General features: G+C 52.4%; 18 protein-coding genes and 1 riboswitch. Of the genes, 12 read left to right on the top strand and 6 right to left on the bottom strand.

Features of this window, described 5'->3' with window-relative positions; translation table 11 throughout:
* The first annotated feature begins 30 nt into the window (after positions 1–30).
* Both D8682_RS19295 and ruvX read left to right on the top strand, forming a co-directional pair.
* A complete protein-coding gene (locus tag D8682_RS19295; RefSeq protein WP_064543533.1) occupies positions 31–594 on the top strand; it encodes a YqgE/AlgH family protein in 564 nt (187 codons plus the stop codon).
* Positions 594–1,013, top strand: coding sequence for a Holliday junction resolvase RuvX (gene ruvX / locus D8682_RS19290; protein WP_064543531.1), 420 nt, complete (start codon positions 594–596; stop codon positions 1,011–1,013). The genes D8682_RS19295 and ruvX overlap by 1 nt, the downstream gene beginning before the upstream one ends.
* On the opposite strand, the gene D8682_RS19285 is transcribed toward ruvX, so the two are convergent.
* Positions 1,010–1,474 carry a type II toxin-antitoxin system HicB family antitoxin gene (locus D8682_RS19285; protein WP_121814908.1) on the bottom strand — a complete coding sequence of 155 codons (465 nt, stop codon included), beginning with the start codon at positions 1,472–1,474 and terminating at the stop codon, positions 1,010–1,012. The genes ruvX and D8682_RS19285 overlap by 4 nt on opposite strands.
* 84 nt (positions 1,475–1,558) lie before the next feature.
* The gene (locus D8682_RS19280) at positions 1,559–2,593 is read right to left on the bottom strand and encodes a type IV pilus twitching motility protein PilT (RefSeq protein WP_121814907.1); all 1,035 of its coding nucleotides are present in this window, start codon (positions 2,591–2,593) and stop codon (positions 1,559–1,561) included.
* A 15-nt stretch (positions 2,594–2,608) separates the two neighbouring features.
* Between D8682_RS19280 and D8682_RS19275 the strand changes: the two genes are divergently transcribed.
* From D8682_RS19275 to hemW, 5 genes are read left to right on the top strand one after another with little or no spacing between them, the layout of a single operon-like run.
* Positions 2,609–3,313, top strand: coding sequence for a YggS family pyridoxal phosphate-dependent enzyme (locus D8682_RS19275; RefSeq protein WP_121815739.1), 705 nt, complete (start codon positions 2,609–2,611; stop codon positions 3,311–3,313).
* A 24-nt stretch (positions 3,314–3,337) separates the two neighbouring features.
* Positions 3,338–3,892, top strand: coding sequence for a YggT family protein (locus tag D8682_RS19270; RefSeq protein ID WP_064543525.1), 555 nt, complete (start codon positions 3,338–3,340; stop codon positions 3,890–3,892).
* On the top strand, positions 3,889–4,179 hold the full coding sequence (yggU, locus tag D8682_RS19265; protein WP_121814906.1) for a DUF167 family protein YggU: 291 nt from the start codon (positions 3,889–3,891) through the stop codon (positions 4,177–4,179). The genes D8682_RS19270 and yggU overlap by 4 nt, the downstream gene beginning before the upstream one ends.
* Before the next feature lie 28 nt (positions 4,180–4,207).
* A complete protein-coding gene (locus D8682_RS19260; protein WP_064543521.1) occupies positions 4,208–4,801 on the top strand; it encodes an XTP/dITP diphosphatase in 594 nt (197 codons plus the stop codon).
* Positions 4,794–5,930, top strand: a complete 1,137-nt coding sequence (gene hemW, locus D8682_RS19255; protein WP_121814905.1) for a radical SAM family heme chaperone HemW — start codon at positions 4,794–4,796, stop codon at positions 5,928–5,930. Before D8682_RS19260 ends, hemW begins: the two co-directional genes overlap by 8 nt.
* 203 nt (positions 5,931–6,133) lie before the next feature.
* Here hemW and D8682_RS19250 read toward each other — a convergent pair whose 3' ends face one another.
* Both D8682_RS19250 and sgrT read right to left on the bottom strand, forming a co-directional pair.
* Complete coding sequence (locus tag D8682_RS19250) at positions 6,134–7,312, bottom strand: sugar efflux transporter (protein WP_064543515.1); 1,179 nt, start codon at positions 7,310–7,312, stop codon at positions 6,134–6,136.
* Positions 7,313–7,473: 161 nt separating this feature from the next.
* Positions 7,474–7,650 carry a glucose uptake inhibitor SgrT gene (gene sgrT / locus D8682_RS19245; protein ID WP_074388521.1) on the bottom strand — a complete coding sequence of 59 codons (177 nt, stop codon included), beginning with the start codon at positions 7,648–7,650 and terminating at the stop codon, positions 7,474–7,476.
* Between the two features lie 213 nt (positions 7,651–7,863).
* Here sgrT and sgrR point away from each other — a divergent pair, with 213 nt between their 5' ends.
* From sgrR to thiQ, 4 genes are all read left to right on the top strand, one after another.
* Positions 7,864–9,543 carry an HTH-type transcriptional regulator SgrR gene (gene sgrR, locus D8682_RS19240; protein ID WP_064543511.1) on the top strand — a complete coding sequence of 560 codons (1,680 nt, stop codon included), beginning with the start codon at positions 7,864–7,866 and terminating at the stop codon, positions 9,541–9,543.
* A 45-nt stretch (positions 9,544–9,588) separates the two neighbouring features.
* A riboswitch (TPP riboswitch) is annotated at positions 9,589–9,688 on the top strand.
* A 37-nt stretch (positions 9,689–9,725) separates the two neighbouring features.
* Positions 9,726–10,709 carry a thiamine ABC transporter substrate binding subunit gene (thiB, locus tag D8682_RS19235; RefSeq protein ID WP_064543509.1) on the top strand — a complete coding sequence of 328 codons (984 nt, stop codon included), beginning with the start codon at positions 9,726–9,728 and terminating at the stop codon, positions 10,707–10,709.
* On the top strand, positions 10,685–12,322 hold the full coding sequence (gene thiP / locus D8682_RS19230; protein ID WP_121814904.1) for a thiamine/thiamine pyrophosphate ABC transporter permease ThiP: 1,638 nt from the start codon (positions 10,685–10,687) through the stop codon (positions 12,320–12,322). The genes thiB and thiP overlap by 25 nt, the downstream gene beginning before the upstream one ends.
* Positions 12,323–12,400: 78 nt before the next feature.
* The gene (gene thiQ / locus D8682_RS19225; protein WP_064543506.1) at positions 12,401–13,105 is read left to right on the top strand and encodes a thiamine ABC transporter ATP-binding protein ThiQ; all 705 of its coding nucleotides are present in this window, start codon (positions 12,401–12,403) and stop codon (positions 13,103–13,105) included.
* Here thiQ and D8682_RS19220 read toward each other — a convergent pair.
* Together D8682_RS19220 and araC are read right to left on the bottom strand one after the other, a co-directional pair.
* Positions 13,102–13,875: a DedA family protein gene (locus D8682_RS19220; RefSeq protein WP_064543504.1), complete on the bottom strand. Its 774-nt coding sequence runs from the start codon at positions 13,873–13,875 to the stop codon at positions 13,102–13,104. The genes thiQ and D8682_RS19220 overlap by 4 nt on opposite strands.
* 87 nt (positions 13,876–13,962) lie before the next feature.
* The gene (gene araC / locus D8682_RS19215; RefSeq protein WP_064543502.1) at positions 13,963–14,808 is read right to left on the bottom strand and encodes an arabinose operon transcriptional regulator AraC; all 846 of its coding nucleotides are present in this window, start codon (positions 14,806–14,808) and stop codon (positions 13,963–13,965) included.
* 340 nt (positions 14,809–15,148) lie between these two features.
* Here araC and araB point away from each other — a divergent pair, with 340 nt between their 5' ends.
* Positions 15,149–16,855, top strand: a complete 1,707-nt coding sequence (araB, locus tag D8682_RS19205; RefSeq protein WP_121814903.1) for a ribulokinase — start codon at positions 15,149–15,151, stop codon at positions 16,853–16,855.
* Positions 16,856–16,862 lie beyond the last annotated feature (7 nt).

The following is a 16,862-nucleotide window of genomic DNA, read 5'->3' as shown; positions in this document are numbered from 1 at the left end:
CTTTTTCAACCGGAACCAGAACCTCTGACAATGAATTTACAGCATCACTTTCTAATTGCCATGCCGGCGCTCCAGGACCCTCTGTTTAAGCGTGCAGTCGTTTATATCTGTGAATACAGCGAAGATGGCGCAATGGGGATAATCATCAATAAACCTCTCGAAAATCTTCAGGTTGACGGTGTTCTGGAAAAACTCAAAATCGATCCAGAGCCGCGTGACCCAGCCATTCGCCTTGATAAACCGGTGTTTATTGGCGGCCCACTGGCAGAAGACCGTGGTTTTATTCTGCACTCCCCACCGGACTGTTTTGCTTCAAGCATCCGAATTTCAGATGACACAGTGATCACCACATCCCGTGATGTACTCGAAACCATTGGCACCGCAAAGCAGCCAGCCGATATTATTGTCGCGCTCGGCTACTCGTCGTGGGAAAAAGGGCAACTGGAACAAGAGATTTTAGACAACGCCTGGCTCACAGCACCAGCAGACGCGTCGATTCTTTTCCACACCCCTATTTCTGAACGCTGGCGTGAAGCAGCAAAATTAATCGGCATTGATATTCATAATATGCCTAGTGAAGCGGGGCACGCTTAATGAGCAGCGGAACACTGTTATCCTTTGATTTCGGCACCAAAAGTATTGGTGTCGCCATCGGTCAGCGTATTACCCGAACGGCACGGCCTTTAACAGCACTGAAAGCACAAGACGGTACCCCTGACTGGAACGTCATCGAGAAAATCCTTAAAGAGTGGCAACCCGACGAAGTGATTGTTGGCTTACCTCTGAATATGGACGGTACCGAGCAACCGCTTACTGTCCGCGCAAGAAAGTTTGCCAATCGCCTGCATGGCCGTTTTGGTGTAAAAGTTTCGTTGCAAGATGAGCGCCTGAGTACCGTTGAAGCCCGTGCTGGTTTGTTTGAACACGGCGGTTTCCGCGCGCTTAACAAAGGCAGCATTGATTCAGCCTCTGCGGTCATCATTCTTGAAAGCTGGTTTGACTATAACCCTTAGTCTTTTTTGCTATCAGGCATGTCTGAAGACGCACCGATCAGCTCATGCCTTGCCGCGACTGCCAGAAAATGGCTGCGATCCTTGTAACCAGATGACGGCTGTTTTACACGGTTATCAATCCGCTCCAAAAGTGCATCTGGCAGAGAAATATTGATTCGCTGCTGCTTCCCCTCCAAAGCTGACAAATCCACATCCACCAGCAGCCACTGATTACAGTACGCATATTCTGGATTTGCCGCATAAACAAATGGCCCGGCATCTTTAAGTTGGGTGATATCCATTCCTCGCTCAACCATGAAATCAACAATCGATAAAATCGCCTCGCGTACCATCAGTGCAATTTCATCTTGATTATCTGCCGCTGAAATACAGCCGAAATCATCATTGCATAACGCAGGAACAATCATGCCATACGCTTCGTTATCGTTTGCAGGCATCTCCACGCCAACAGAAAAAAACATAGGCTTTACTCCTGAATTGGAAGAATCCATTGACCTTCTCTGAGATGAAAATCATACACACGCAAACACACAGAAGCAATAATTCTAATCATCGGAATATCCCTCACCCCAGCCCTCTCCCCCAGGAGAGGGAGCAATACCAATACGACCTTCCGCACGTAACCGCGCTTCGCTGTGCGAAAAACTCTGCATACCATATTGCTGCCCGGTTTGAATCTGCCCGGGCAACTGATGAGCTTTCCCTTCACGGATAAGGCTCGCTACGGCTGGTGTATTCACCAACAACTCGAACAAAGCCACCCTTCCACCCTGGGCATCAGGCTGTAATTTCTGCGCCAGCACCGCTTTTAAACTGCCGGCCAATTGGCTGCGCACCATGTTTTTTTCTTCCGCAGGAAAGACATCCACCAGCCGTTCTACAGCTTGTGCGGCTCCGCGAGTATGCAATGTTGCCAGTACCAGATGGCCTGTTTCCGCAGCGGTGAGCGCCAGGCGTATGGTTTCGCTATCGCGTAATTCCCCCAACAAAATCACATCGGGATCTTCACGCAATGCCGCACGTAACGCTGCAGCAAACGAGCGGCAATGTGTGCCAGGTTCTCGTTGTTGAATCAGGCAGCGCTTTGATTGATGGACGAACTCAATAGGATCTTCCAGTGTCAGGATATGCCCATCTAGCTGATGGTTGAGATGCTCAACCATCGCCGCAAGCGTGGTGGATTTACCGCTGCCTGTCGCGCCAGTCACCAGAATTAGCCCGTCTGGGGATTGCAACAATTCGGGGATCAACGGTGGAACGTTTAGCGCCTCGAGTTTGGGACAGTCCGACGCCAATAACCGCAAGGCAAGTGAGTTGCCTTGCAGCTGGTGAAAAGCGTTCGCCCGCAACCGTACCCCTGACTTTAGCGTCACGGCGAAATCCACTTGCCCGCTTTCTTCCAGTTGTTCCTTTTGTGCTTTTGACAGCCAGTCATCAAGCAATGCTTGTGGTTCAGGCGCGCCGCCAGGCAGTAGTTCAAGCCGTCCTTGCCGCCGCCAACGAGCAGGAAGCTGCGCGCACAGGTGTAGATCAGAGACATTATGCTTTACACTAAGGGCCACAATTTCTTCGATATCCATATCACTTTCCAACCTATGAACGAGATAACGCACAATCTGGCACAGGTTCAGCACAAAATCTTAGCGGCAACTGAACGCTGCGGCCGTGCTCCAGAAGAAGTTACTTTGCTTGCAGTAAGCAAAACCAAGCCTGCAAGCGCTCTCGCAGAAGCGATTGCTGCCGGCCAACGCGCATTCGGTGAAAACTACGTGCAGGAAGGCGTGGATAAAATTCGTTACTTTGCCGATAACAGTGAAGCCACACTGGAATGGCACTTTATTGGCCCTTTGCAGTCGAACAAAAGCCGTCTGGTGGCTGAACATTTTGACTGGTGCCACACCGTCGACAGGTTACGCATTGCTACTCGTTTAAGCGAACAACGCCCGGTTGAGCTTCCACCGCTTAACGTGCTGATTCAAATCAACATCAGTGATGAACAAAGCAAGTCTGGTATTGCGCTGAGCGAGCTTGAAACGCTTGCGGCTGGTGTCGCTGAATTACCGGGTTTGGTATTACGAGGTTTAATGGCGATCCCTGCCCCTGAGCCTGATTACGAGCATCAGTTAGCGGTTTGCCAGAAGATGGCAGCGGCTTTCGAATCGCTCAAAAACCGCTATGCAACGGTTGATACGTTGTCCCTGGGCATGACCGATGACATGGACGCCGCGATTGCCGCAGGCAGCACCATGGTGCGCATTGGAACCGCTATTTTCGGCGCGCGGGATTACTCCGCTCGTTAATCACCATAATTATTGAGGAACGCCATGCTGACGTTGACTTTCCTGGTCAAAACACTGATTGAACTGTATGTGATGGTGCTATTGATTCGCATCTGGATGCAGTGGTCGCGTTGTGATTTTTACAACCCTTTTGCACAGTTTATCGTCAAGATTACCCAGCCGATTGTCGGGCCACTGCGTCGGATAATCCCTTCAATTGGGCCGATCGATACTTCTTCCCTGTTGGTGGCGTTTATTCTCACCACGCTGAAGTACCCGATCCTGCTGCTTATTCAGGTCGGTGCGCTATCACTTGACCCAATGAACCTGCTGGTTGGCTTGTTATCGTTGCTCAAGTCCGCCGGTACGCTGGTATTCTGGGTGATTATTATTCGTTCGCTGATGAGCTGGATTAGCCAGGGTCGCAGCCCAGTAGAATATGTGCTGATGCAATTAACTGAACCGATGATGGCACCGATTCGTCGCATTATCCCGGCAATGGGCGGGATTGATTTCTCCGCGATGGTGGTGATTTTGATTCTGTATGCGCTGAACTACCTTGGTATGGATCTGTTCCCGGGGCTTTGGTTCTTGCTGTGAGTGCAGTGAGTCAAACCGCAGACGGGCTGGTTTTACGGCTGTACATTCAGCCGAAAGCCAGCCGCGATAGTATTGTCGGGCTGCATGGCGACGAACTAAAAGTCGCCATCACTGCCCCACCGATTGACGGCAAAGCTAACGCCCATCTGGTAAAATATCTGGCTAAACAGTTGAAAGTCGCCAAAAGTCAGGTGCTGCTTGAGAAAGGCGATCTGGGCCGCCATAAACAAATTAAAATTATCGACCCGCAACACATCCCGACGGAAGTCGCGGCATTGCTCGAATAATTACCTAATTTCACAGGATTTTCTCACTATGCAAAAAGTTGTCCTCGCGACCGGTAACGCCGGTAAAGTGCGTGAACTCGCCGATTTACTGAGCAATTTTGGTCTGGATGTCGTGGCGCAAACCGAACTGGGTGTGGAGTCTGCCGAAGAAACGGGCCTGACATTTATCGAGAACGCCATTCTGAAAGCACGCCATGCGGCGCAGATAACGGGTTTGCCAGCCATTGCTGACGATTCAGGTCTGGCGGTTGATGTGTTGGGTGGTGCGCCGGGGATTTATTCTGCCCGCTACGCAGGCTTAGAAGCCTCCGATCAGCAGAACCTCGAAAAGCTTCTGGCTACACTGAAAGATGTACCAGACGAGCAACGCAAAGCGCGTTTCCATTGTGTGCTGGTTTATATGCGTCATGCAGAAGACCCCACTCCGCTGGTTTGCCACGGCAGTTGGGAAGGCCAGATTACCCGTGAAGCTGCGGGTGCCGGTGGCTTCGGCTACGATCCTATTTTCTTTGTCCCGAGTGAAGGCAAAACTGCCGCTGAATTGACTCGTGACGAAAAACGCGCCATTTCCCACCGCGGGCAAGCGCTAAAACTGTTACTGGAAGCAATGAAAAATGGCTAATTTGCCACCACTGAGTCTCTATATTCACATCCCGTGGTGCGTGCAGAAGTGCCCCTACTGTGACTTCAATTCCCATGCACTTAAGGGCGACGTGCCGCACGATGAGTATGTCGCCCACCTGTTGCGCGATCTGGATATCGACGCGCCAATGGCACAAGGACGTGAAATAAAGACCATCTTTATTGGTGGTGGTACGCCTAGCCTGCTTTCAGGAGAGGCGATGCAAAACCTGCTGGACGGTGTGCGTGCGCGCCTGCCGCTGGCAGCCGATGCGGAAATCACAATGGAAGCTAACCCCGGAACGGTAGAAGCTGACCGTTTCGTGAGTTATCAGCGTGCTGGCGTGAACCGTATTTCTATTGGTGTGCAGAGTTTCAGCGAGCCTAAGCTCAAACGTCTGGGGCGTATTCATGATTCTGGTGAAGCGAAACGCGCGGCGAATCTGGCAAGCGGACTCGGTTTGCGCAGCTTTAACCTCGATTTGATGCACGGCCTGCCGGATCAATCGCTAGAAGAAGCGCTGGACGATTTGCGCCAGGCAATTGCACTCAACCCGCCGCATCTTTCCTGGTATCAGTTAACGATTGAGCCGAACACTTTGTTTAGTTCGCGTCCGCCAAAACTGCCGGACGACGACGCATTGTGGGATATTTTCGAGCAAGGCGATAAGCTGCTGACTGCGGCAGGTTATCAGCAATATGAAACCTCGGCCTATGCTAAACCGGGTTACCAGTGCCAGCACAACCTGAACTACTGGCGCTTTGGCGATTACCTGGGGATTGGCTGTGGCGCACACGGCAAGGTAACGTTCGAGGACGGGCGCATTGTTCGTACCGCGAAAACACGCCATCCACGCGGTTATATGGAAGGTAAATACCTCGACAAGCAGCACGATGTGGAACAAGCCGATAAACCGTTCGAGTTCTTTATGAATCGTTTTCGTTTGCTCGAAGCGGCGCCACGCAACGAATTTAGCTTATATACCGGGCTTGATGAGTCGGTGATTCGCGCGCAGTTAGATGAAGCGATAGCTAAAGATTACCTGGTTGAGACTGAGGATTATTGGCAGATTACCGAGCACGGGAAGCTGTTTTTGAATTCGCTGTTGGAGCTGTTTTTGGCTGAATAATCAGGCATTGTCTGGCGGATGACGCTTGCGCTTATCCGCCCTACGAAAACCGATTTGCATTACTGGCGGATGACGCTTGCGCTTATCCCCCCTACGAAAACCGATTTGCATTACTGGCGGATGACGCTGCGCTTATCCGCCAGTAATGCAGTTGTAGGTCGGATAAGCGCAAGCGTCATCCGACATTACTCCAACACCAAAACTTAAATATTCTTCACCCGGCTGGTCAAAACCAACGCAAACACCGCTAACCCGGCAATCAACCAATACACTGAATAATGCCCAAAACTCTCGGTCAGCGCGCCTTGTAAAACCCCCGCCAGAATCACGCCCGTCGAAATACTATTGGTGAACAACGTGGTCGCCGACCCCGGCCTGCCCGGCATCAAATCCTGGAACCACAACATGCCAATCCCGGCAACAATGCCGATAAATACCGCGTTAAATAGCTGAAGCAACAGCAGCGCCGTACGGCTGTGGAACATAATCAGTCCGACGTAGAACAACACGCCGGCGGCTACGGCAATCACCATCATGCGCCGTTTACCAAAACGCTTTACATAATAGCCCGCAAGGATCATCGCCGGGATCTCAAGCCCCGCCGCCGTCCCCATCAACAGCCCAGCCAGCGATTCGGGCAGGCCTAAATCACTGCTGATCCACAACGGCATGTCGATGATATACATGGTGTTGCAGGTCCACATCAGCATCGAAGCAATAAACAACAGACGGACGTTTTTATCTTTCCAGCCGCTGACCTGGGTAAGCGCCACATCTGCGGGCTGCTCAATCCTTGCGACCGAGGGTAATGCGAAGAAAATCAACGCCAGCGAGATAACAAATATCCCCGCGGCGATAAGAAACATAGTGGTGAAGCCGTAGTTTAATGCCAGCATAAACGATAGCGGCGGGCCAATAACCCAGGCAAGCGAGAGCTGCGCACGCATTATCGAGCTGAACATCACCACTTCACGCGCTGAGTTATCGGCATATTCACGGGCAAGGGCAAATATTTGCGGCATCGCGGTGTTGGCAATAGAGGCGAACATCACGCCAACGGTGATTAACGTCAGGTAATGACGGTTAAAAGCAAAAAGCACACAGTTTGCTACAGCCATCACGCAACAAACCATAATCAGTTTGCGACGATCGCCCCGGTTATCTGAACGCTTCGCCAACGCCAGACTGACGAGGATCCCGGCTATCGCATTGACGGTATAAAACAGGCCAACCCAGAATGGGCGCACTTCCACTTCGCGACTTAAAAACAGGCTAAGAGTGGGCGCCTGGAGTGCCCCCGCAATCCCCATCATGAAAGCCACAATCATAAATGCGGCGTACACCGGGTTAAGGCGTCGTCCTTTGGTCAGAAACCAAATCATGCAGCAAGATCCTTTTTACTTAAGCGGGTGATAAGTGTGCAAGGCCTCGACTATACCCTAAATAATTCGAGTTGCGAGAAGGCGGCACTGCGGCTCGAAGAATGACGGGTATAAAAAAGCCAGCAGTATTAATCTGCTGGCCAGGTGAAAACCACCAATTCTCAGTCACACTTGCTGTCAGCGATTTGGTGCTCTACGAACGCGGACTCCCACTGCATTAAGTTCTCAAGCATCTCCAGACGTTGCTCTGCTTTCAGGCGAGCCAGCCATCCAACAGAAACACTTTGGGTTGCGGCAAAATACTGTTGATAAAACTTAACCACTGGCGACCGTTTCATAAAAACCCCAAATAATTCAAGTTGTGGGAAGGCGGCAAACGCGTGAGTCCCCAGGAGCATAGATAACTATGTGACTGGGGTGAACGCGAGTAGCCAACGCACCAACGACTTGAAGTATGACGGGGTTGTACCTCCTCGCTTTCAACGTTGATGATTATTGGCGTAATATGAGGAAAGTTAAATTGATGAGTTTCTGCCGGGAGTTCCTCTTTTATGTCGTCTGGTCGTCTGCAACAACAGTTCATCCGTTTGTGGCAAAACTTTGAAGGTAAGCCGCAAGAAACGACGTTGAATGATTTGGCCGATTTGCTGAATTGCTCCCGCCGTCATATGCGTACATTGCTTAGCGCGATGCAGGAAAAGGGCTGGCTGAGCTGGAAAGCGGAAGTCGGGCGCGGCAAGCGTTCACAGCTTGAGTTCTTGTATACCGGCCTTGCACTCCAGCAACAGCGCGCCGAAGACCTTCTTGAGCAGGACAGAATTGACCAACTGGTGCAGATAGTCGGCGATAAAGCCGCCGTGCGCCAAATGCTGATTTCTCACCTTGGGCGCAGCTTCCGGCAAGGGCGGCATATTCTGCGCGTTCTCTACTATCGCCCGTTACTCAATCTGTTGCCCGGTTCCGCTTTGCGCCGTTCAGAAACGCATATTGCCCGGCAAATTTTCAGCGGACTGATCCGTATAAATGAGGAAAATGGGGAACTGGAAGCGGATATTGCGCACCACTGGCAACAAATATCCCCATTACACTGGCGTTTTTATCTGCGCCCCGGCATTCATTTTCACCATGGCCGTGAGCTGGATATGCTGGATGTGACGACGTCCCTGCAACGCATCAGCTCTTTGCCGCTGTATTCGCATATCACGGAAATTACTTCTCCGACGGCCTGGACGCTGGATATTAAGCTCTCACAGCCCGATAACTGGCTGCCGTGGTTGCTGGGTAGCGTTAACGCGATGATCCTGCCGCGCGAATGGCAAACCTTAAGCCATTTTTCCCGCCAGCCAGTCGGCACCGGTCCCTATTCGGTGGTGCGCAATAATACTAACCAGCTGAAAATTCAGGCCTATGACGATTACTTTGGTTATCGCGCATTGATTGACGAAGTGAATTTCTGGGTGCTGCCGGACATTGGTGAAGAGGTCAGTTGTGCGGTGCAATTATCGGGAATGCCCGACAGCGAGAAAGCCGTCGAAAGCCGCCTTGAAGAAGGCTGCTACTACATTTTATTTGATAACCGCTCAAGCGCCGGCAGCAATAAAGAAGTGCGCCGCTGGCTCAGTCATGTGCTGGCACCAATTCATCTGCTGTATAGCGCGGGCGAGCAAAACCAGCAGTACTGGTTCCCGGCTTACGGACTGCTGCCACGCTGGCACCACACGCATCCACAACCAGCCGTCGAAAAACCGGCCGGGCTGGAATCCGTGACGCTGACGTTTTATCGCGATCACGTCGAACATCGGGTAATCAGCAAAGTGATGGAAGAATTGCTGGCACGTGTTGGCGTAAAACTGGTGGTGCAAGAAGTCAGTTATGAAGAGTGGCATCAGGGCGATGCCGTCAGCGATATCTGGCTCAATAGCGCGAATTTCACCCTGCCGTTAGAGTTTTCGCTTTACTCGCATCTTTATGAAGTGCCGCTGATTCAAAAGTGCATTGCTATCGACTGGGAAACGGATACCCGCAACTGGCATAACGGCGAGCTTTCTCTGCCTGAGTGGTGCCAGAACCTGGTTGAAAACAATGATATTTTACCGTTAATCCACCACTGGCTACGCATCGAAGGGCAACGCAGTATGCGTGGTGTGCGCATGAACACACTGGGATGGTTTGACTTTAAATCGGCGTGGTTTGCCCCACCGGAGCCAACACCCCTGCGGCTTGAAATATGACGGGTATAATGCTTTCGAATCATTCACAAAGTTATTACAATGCACGCGTTCTCAACGGGGTGCTAAGACGAAAGTCTGGCTGAGATAATACCCGTCGAACCTGATCCGGATAACGCCGGCGAAGGGATTTGAGGCTCTATTCTCAAATGTCCTTTGCCACCCCTAATTCTAAGAGGTGCAAAGTGTTCAAAAAATTCCTGCCGTTGCTGGCACTGATCGCCGCCCCCGTTTTTGCCAAACCCCTGCTGACTGTTTATACCTACGACTCCTTTGCTGCCGACTGGGGGCCAGGGCCTGCGGTGAAAAAAGCCTTTGAGGCTGACTGTAATTGCCAGCTGAAATTCGTGGCGCTGGAAGATGGCGTTTCGCTGCTCAACCGCCTGCGGATGGAAGGTAAAAACAGCAAAGCTGACGTGGTTCTGGGACTGGATAACAACCTTCTGGAAGCTGCCGCGCAGACTAAATTATTTGCGCCGAGCAAAACAGACATTAGCGCGTTGAAGATCCCTGGCGGCTGGACAAACGACACTTTCGTTCCCTTCGATTACGGCTATTTCGCTTTCGTCTACGATAAAAACAAACTGAAAAACCCACCGAAAAGCCTGAAAGAACTGGTCGAAAGTGACCAACAATGGAAAGTGATTTATCAGGACCCGCGCACCAGCACACCAGGCCTGGGCCTGCTGCTGTGGATGCAGAAAGTGTATGGCGATAAAACGCCTGAAGCCTGGGCAAAGCTTGCGAAGAAAACGGTCACCGTCACCAAAGGTTGGTCCGAGGCTTATGGCCTGTTCCTGAAAGGTGAAGGCGATTTAGTGATGAGCTACACCACCTCTCCGGCTTATCACATTATTGAAGAGAAAAAAGATAACTATGCTGCGGCTAATTTTAGCGAAGGGCATTATTTACAGGTGGAAGTGGCCGGACGCCTGGCATCCAGCAAGCAGCCTGAACTGGCTGAAAAATTCATGAAATTTATCACTTCACCGGGCTTCCAGAACACTGTGGCCACCGGCAACTGGATGTATCCGGTGACCGATGTGAAATTGCCTGAAGGATTTAACGGGCTGGTCAAACCGAACAACACGCTGGAATACAGCGCCGCAGAAGTGTCTAAACAACGCGCCAACTGGATTAGCGAATGGCAACGCGCCGTCAGTCGCTAATTCCCGGCTGGCTGATTCCAGGGCTATGTGCCGCCACACTGGTGGTAGCCGTAGCCCTGGCGGCTTTTATGGCGTTGTGGTTTAACGCGCCACAAACCGATATCCGTGCGCTGGTGCAGGATAGCTATTTGTGGCACGTGCTGCGTTTCTCTTTCTGGCAGGCGTTTCTCTCAGCAAGCCTTTCCGTGTTCCCGGCTATTTTCCTCGCTCGCGCCCTGTATCGCCGCCGCTTCCCTGGGCGCGTTGCGCTGTTACGCCTGTGCGCAATGACGCTGGTTCTGCCCGTGTTGGTGGCGGTATTCGGGATTCTGACAGTGTATGGGCGCGAAGGCTGGCTGGCCGTGTTGTGCGCAAGGCTTGGCATCGAATGGAGTTTCTCGCCTTACGGCCTGAAGGGCATTCTACTGGCCCACGTCTTTTTCAACTTACCGATGGCAACACGCCTGCTGCTACAGGCACTGGAAAATATCCCCAACGAACAACGCCAGGTTGCTGCGCAACTGGGCATGCAAGGCTGGAATTTCTTCCGTTTTGTCGAGTGGCCGTGGTTGCGCCGCCAAATTCTGCCCGCTGCGGCACTGATTTTTATGCTCTGTTTCGCAAGCTTTGCCACCGTGCTGTCGCTGGGTGGCGGCCCGCAGGCGACCACTATCGAGCTGGCTATCTTCCAGGCGCTGAGTTACGACTACGACCCCGCACGGGCGGCTCTGCTCGCCATGGTGCAGATGGTTTGCTGTTTGGGTCTGGTGCTGATGAGCCAGCGGCTGAGCAGAGCCATTTCAGCCGGCGTCAGCCAAATGCAAAGCTGGCGTGATCCGCAAGATAACCTGCGCCGCAAACTGTGCGACGGGCTACTCATCACCCTTGCTCTCTTGCTGTTATTACCGCCGCTGCTGGCAGTAATCATTGATGGCATCAATAGTGGCTTTAACAGCGTGTTGTCGCAACCGGTACTGTGGCAGGCATTATTTACCTCGTTAAGAATTGCGGTTGGCGCTGGGTTAATAAGCGTGGTCATCACGGTGATGTTGCTGTGGAGCTCGCGGGAATTGCGCCTGCGCAACCGCGCTTTTGCAGGCCAGGCGCTGGAGCTCAGCGGTATGTTGATTCTGGCGATGCCGGGTATCGTGCTGGCGACCGGCTTTTTCCTGCTGCTCAATAACACCGTGGGCTTGCCGCAATCCGCCGATGGCATTGTGATTTTCACCAATGCGTTGATGGCGATTCCCTACGCGCTAAAAGTGCTGGAAAACCCGATGCTGGATGTCGCAGAACGCTACAACAAGCTGTGCCAGTCGCTGAACATTACGGGCGTAAACCGTCTGCGTTACATTGAGTTGCGTGCACTCAAGCGCCCACTGGCACAAGCGCTGGCGTTTGCCTGCGTGCTGTCGATTGGTGATTTCGGCGTGGTGGCGTTGTTCGGCAATGAAGATTTCCGCACGCTACCGTTTTATCTCTATCAACAAATTGGTTCATATCGCAGCCAGGATGGTGCAGTTACCGCGCTTGTCCTGCTGATACTGTGCTTTGCTTTATTCACATTGATTGAAAAACTTCCGGGACGCTATTCCCAAAATGATTCGGGTTGCAGGAAGGCGGCAAGTGAATGAAGACTGGGAACATAGAAAACTATGTGACCTGGATGAATGAAAGCAGCCAACACACCTGCAACTTGAAGGATGAAGGGAATGCTAACGCTAACTGATGTAACCTGGCTCTATCACCATTTGCCGATGCGTTTTTCGATGAAGATTCACGCTGGAGAACGCGTTGCAGTACTGGGGCCTAGCGGCGCGGGGAAAAGTACGCTGCTCAGTTTGATTGCCGGGTTTCTGACGCCCGCCAGCGGGCAGATTATGCTGCATGGCGAAGACCATACCCGCACGGCTCCCGCGCAACGTCCGGTTTCAATGCTCTTCCAGGAGAACAACCTTTTCACGCATCTGACGGTGCGGCAAAATATTGGCCTGGGGTTGAATCCTGGCCTGAAGCTCAATGCCACACAACAGGAACGGCTGAAAACGATTGCCGGGCAAATGGCGATCGGCGAATTGCTCGACCGCCTGCCTTCGCAGCTTTCTGGCGGCCAGCGGCAACGTGTCGCCCTCGCCCGTTGTCTGGTGCGCGAACAACCTATTTTACTGCTGGATGAACCGTTTTCGGCACTCGACCCGGCGCTGCGCCAGGAAATGCTCCAGTTGCTTGATGACTTATGCCGACAGCAACAACTGACGCTAATCATGGTGTCACACAGTATTGAAGATGCGGCGCGGATAGCCGAAAGAAGCCTGGTGGTGGTCGATGGCCGTATCGCCTGGGATGGCGACACAGCGACCTTATTGAGCGGAGAAGCCAGCGCGTCTGCGTTGTTGGGGATAAATGTTAGGAATTAATGTTGCCCGGTAAGCACTTTCCATAAAATGCTACGGTAAATCGGCATCATCGGGTGCATCTGAATCGCGACAAAACTACCAATCGCCAGAGCCGTTATGGCTGGTGCCAGCCAGTGCAAACGCGCTCGTGGTAAATATTTGGTCAAGCTATCCTGACCCGCTTTACCGCTTCGCCACCAGCGCCAGCACAACCATGCCGCCAGCCAGATAACCAACGCCACCAGCAACAACAGCCATTTAAAGCTGCCGCTTTGCATATCCGCAGGAATATCAATCGCCGCACCCGCCAGAATCCCCGGTAGAAAATAGATCGGCGGCCAGAAGATACAGCCAATAATATTCGGCACGATAAATTTAGAAACCGGCAGGTCTAACATGCCCGCCACCATGGGTACCAGCGGGCGCGTCGGGCCAACAAAGCGGCCAACCAGGATGGTAAACATGCTGTGCTGATGCAGCGCATGTTCGGTTTTATCCAGCAGCGCCTTATTCTTTTTCATAAACGACCAGCGATGCAACGGCGCTTTGAAACGCCCACCCAGCCAAAACGAAATCCAGTCCCCCAACAGGCAACCGACAACCCCCGCAGCCCAGGCGTTATAGAAACCGACCTGGCCGCCGCCAATTAGCGCACCCAAGCCTGCCATCATTACGGTACCCGGCAGGATAAGTCCGACCAGCGCCAGTGATTCCAGGAAGGCCACCAGCATCACCGCAAAAAGCGAATATGCCACTGACTGAGTAATAAAGTGTTCCAGCAAAGCTTCCATAAATCATCCGTCAAGTAACGAGTTGGCGATTCTCCTGAGTGTGATGAGAGGCGTCAAGCCAAGTTTTGTTTGACCCAATTATAGTAATCATTCACATCCTGCACGAAACTCACTCGGGCTGGCACCCGTACATTTCTTAAAGACGCGCGAAAAATAGAGCTGATCTTCAAAACCGACATTACGCCCTACGCTGGCAATTGGCATACGAGTGGTGCTCAGCAACAATTTGGCCTGAAGAATGCGTTGATCCTCACGCCAGCTCAACACACTGACACCCAGTTGCTGGCGGAACAAATGCGACAAGCGTGACGGCGACAAACAGACGTGCTGCGCAACGCTGGCAATATCAAAATGGTGATCGGCCAGATGGTCGCTGATGTACTGGCAAGCATCGCGGACGCGGTTATCCAGCGGCGGATTGAGTGATGCGTTCAGCACTTCCATGCGCCGTAACAGTAGTTGCTCTAACAGGTTAATCGCCAGCAATTCGGCATAGCGCCCTTCCGCCTGTCCGGCTTCAATAATTTGCCCAAACAACTGGGAAAAACTTTGTTGGTGGGCGTCATCCGGGCGGAAAAAACCGGTGTGTGCGAAGATAGGATCCCAGTTTAACCACTCCTGCCAATAAGCCCGTGGGCGGAAGTAAACCCACTGGTGATACCACTCTTTGCTGTCCGGTGCGCGGCCATAGTGGTGCACTTCCCCCGGTGGAAACAGCAGAATATCCCCAGGGCGGCAGACATAGTTTTTTCCCTGGTTATTGATAACCCCTTCACCCCGCACCGTTAAATTCAGGATGTAACCTTTCATTCCTAATGGCCGGTCGATGAAAAAATCCAAAGGCCCTTCAGCTTCTATCGGCGTTAATCCGGCGACTAAGTGGGCGTTAAAAGAGTACCCCGGCAACAAGGGATCATTTTGCAATTCAGGCATCAATAAGCTCACTTTTCAATTGAGTCACAGAAACAATTTGTCCATATCCGTGCTATTCCTTGCCAGGACAACACTGTCTGAACCGTAAACCGTCAGATTTTCATCATAAAGCCGCAACTTACCTGAACCGGTGCTTTTTACCTGGCAATCGAGGGCTTTTGTGAAGATAACCAAAGTGTTTATAAAAGTAGCAGAAATGTCCACATCGATTATTTGCGGGGCGTCACACTTCTCAACGGCACAGCACATTTCTCCATAACTTCAGCGAATACGACCTGACTGTTTTCCGGCATAAAAACTAATGTCATTTGCATAGATAACCAGGTCAGGGAGTTAAAAAATGTCGATTGCGCTGGGCCTCGATTTTGGCAGTGATTCAGTTCGCGCTTTAGCCGTAGATTGTGAAAGCGGTGCCGAACTGGCGACAAGCGTGGAATGGTATCCGCGCTGGCAAGAAAGCCAATATTGCGATGCCACCAATAACCAATTTCGCCACCATCCACGGGATTACATTGAATCCATGGAGCAGGCGGTAAAAACCGTTCTCGCAGAACTGACCGCTGAACAACGCGCCCGAGTTTGTGGCATTGGCGTCGACAGCACCGGCTCAACTCCCGCGCCGATTGATGCTAACGGCCATGTTCTGGCACTGACGCCAGAGTTTGCCGACAACCCCAACGCCATGTTTGTGCTGTGGAAAGACCACACTGCCGTTGAAGAAGCCGAAGCGATTACTCGCTTGTGCCACCAGCCCGGGAAAAATGACTATTCCCGTTACATCGGCGGTATTTATTCCAGCGAATGGTTCTGGGCAAAAATCCTGCACGTCACCCGCGCTGACCCAAAAGTGGCACAGGCTGCGGTGTCGTGGATTGAACTGTGTGACTGGGTTCCGGCGCTGCTTTCCGGCACTACTCGCCCGCAAGATATTCGCCGTGGCCGCTGTAGTGCCGGGCATAAATCTTTGTGGCATGAAAGCTGGGGTGGCCTGCCTCCGGCCAGTTTCTTTGATGAATTAGATCCGTTGATTAACCAGAATCTGGATTACCCGATGTTCAGCGAAACCTGGACTGCGGATATTCCGGTCGGCACGCTTTGCTCTGAATGGTCTGAGCGTCTTGGCCTGCCACAAAACGTGGTGATTTCCGGTGGTGCGTTTGACTGCCATATGGGTGCCGTTGGCGCGGGTGCACAGCCCAACACGCTGGTGAAAGTGATTGGCACCTCGACTTGCGACATTTTGATTGCCGACAAACCGACCGTTGGCGAGCGCGCAGTGAAAGGAATTTGTGGGCAAGTCGACGGCAGCGTGGTGCCCGATTTTATTGGTCTAGAAGCCGGGCAATCGGCATTTGGTGATATCTACGCCTGGTTTGGACGCGTACTGGGTTGGCCGCTGGAACAACTGGCGCAACAGCACCCTGAACTGCGTGAACAAATTAATGCCAGCAAGAAGCAATTGCTGCCCGCACTGACGGAAGCCTGGGCGAAAAACCCTTCACTTGAACATCTGCCAGTGGTGCTCGACTGGTTTAATGGCCGCCGCACCCCAAATGCCAATCAGCGTCTGAAAGGCGTAATTACCGATTTGAACCTTGCCACCGATGCGCCAGCGCTGTTCGGCGGGCTGATTGCCGCTACCGCATTTGGTGCCCGCGCGATCATGGAGTGTTTCACCGAACAAGGGATCCCGGTCACCAACGTGATGGCGCTTGGCGGGATCGCCCGTAAATCCCCCGTGATCATGCAGGTGTGCTGTGACGTGCTGAATCGCCCATTGCAGATCGTCGCTTCGGATCAGTGTTGTGCATTAGGCGCGGCCATTTTTGCCGCCGTTGCCGCAGGCGTTCACCAGGATATTTCCACCGCGCAACAAGCGATGGCCAGCCAAATCGAAAACACCTTGCAGCCCATCCCGCAACGCGCCGAACGCTTTGAACAACTTTACCGCCGTTATCAGCAGTGGGCTGTTAGCGCCGAACAACATTATCTCCCTTCAGCCCCCGCAGCGGTGACTCCCGCAGCCCAGGCCACAGTGACCCATTAAGGACATA

It is taken from the genome of Buttiauxella sp. 3AFRM03 (assembly GCF_003675305.1).
Lineage (GTDB): Bacteria > Pseudomonadota > Gammaproteobacteria > Enterobacterales > Enterobacteriaceae > Buttiauxella > Buttiauxella ferragutiae.
Note: the sequence above shows the minus strand (reverse complement) of the source record. Positions and strands in the feature narration are given on the sequence as shown.